Here is a 1149-nt window from a genome sequence, read left to right on the forward strand (position 1 = left end):
GGCCGTAAGGCGATGTATACGGACTGACGCCTGCCCGGTGCTGGAACGTTAAGGGGACCGGTTAGTCACGATTCGTCGTGGCGAAGCTGAGAACTTAAGCGCCAGTAAACGGCGGTGGTAACTATAACCATCCTAAGGTAGCGAAATTCCTTGTCGGGTAAGTTCCGACCTGCACGAATGGCGTAACGACTTCTCGACTGTCTCAACCACAGGCCCGGTGAAATTGCATTACGAGTAAAGATGCTCGTTTCGCGCAGCAGGACGGAAAGACCCCGGGACCTTTACTATAGCTTGATATTGGTGTTCGGTTCGGCTTGTGTAGGATAGGTGGGAGACTGTGAAGCAGCAACGCCAGTTGTTGTGGAGTCGCCGTTGAAATACCACTCTGGTCGTGCTGGATGTCTAACCTGGGTCCGTGATCCGGATCAGGGACAGTGTCTGGTGGGTAGTTTAACTGGGGCGGTTGCCTCCTAAAGAGTAACGGAGGCGCCCAAAGGTTCCCTCAGCCTGGTTGGCAATCAGGTGTTGAGTGTAAGTGCACAAGGGAGCTTGACTGTGAGACTGACGGGTCGAGCAGGTACGAAAGTAGGGACTAGTGATCCGGCGGTGGCTTGTGGAAGCGCCGTCGCTCAACGGATAAAAGGTACCCCGGGGATAACAGGCTGATCTTCCCCAAGAGTCCATATCGACGGGATGGTTTGGCACCTCGATGTCGGCTCGTCGCATCCTGGGGCTGGAGTAGGTCCCAAGGGTTGGGCTGTTCGCCCATTAAAGCGGTACGCGAGCTGGGTTTAGAACGTCGTGAGACAGTTCGGTCCCTATCCGCTGTGCGCGTAGGAGTGTTGAGAAGGGCTGTCCCTAGTACGAGAGGACCGGGACGGACGAACCTCTGGTGTGCCAGTTGTCCTGCCAAGGGCATGGCTGGTTGGCTACGTTCGGGAGGGATAACCGCTGAAAGCATCTAAGCGGGAAGCCTGCTTCGAGATGAGCACTCCCACCTCCTTGAGAGGGTAAGGCTCCCAGTAGACGACTGGGTTGATAGGCCGGATATGGAAGCCCAGTAATGGGTGGAGTTGACCGGTACTAATAGGCCGAGGGCTTGTCCTCAGTTGCTCGCGTCCACTGTGTTGTTCTGAAACAACGACCCCC

General features: G+C 56.0%; 1 rRNA gene (only partly in view). It reads left to right on the top strand.

Annotated elements, in window-relative coordinates:
• A 23S ribosomal RNA gene (locus ACFV0G_RS35110) occupies window positions 1-1107 on the top strand; it begins 2007 nt to the left of the window's first position.
• Window positions 1108-1149 lie beyond the last annotated feature (42 nt).

Origin of the sequence: Kitasatospora sp. NPDC059571 (assembly GCF_042735675.1) — a bacterium.
In the GTDB taxonomy this organism is placed as follows: domain Bacteria; phylum Actinomycetota; class Actinomycetes; order Streptomycetales; family Streptomycetaceae; genus Kitasatospora.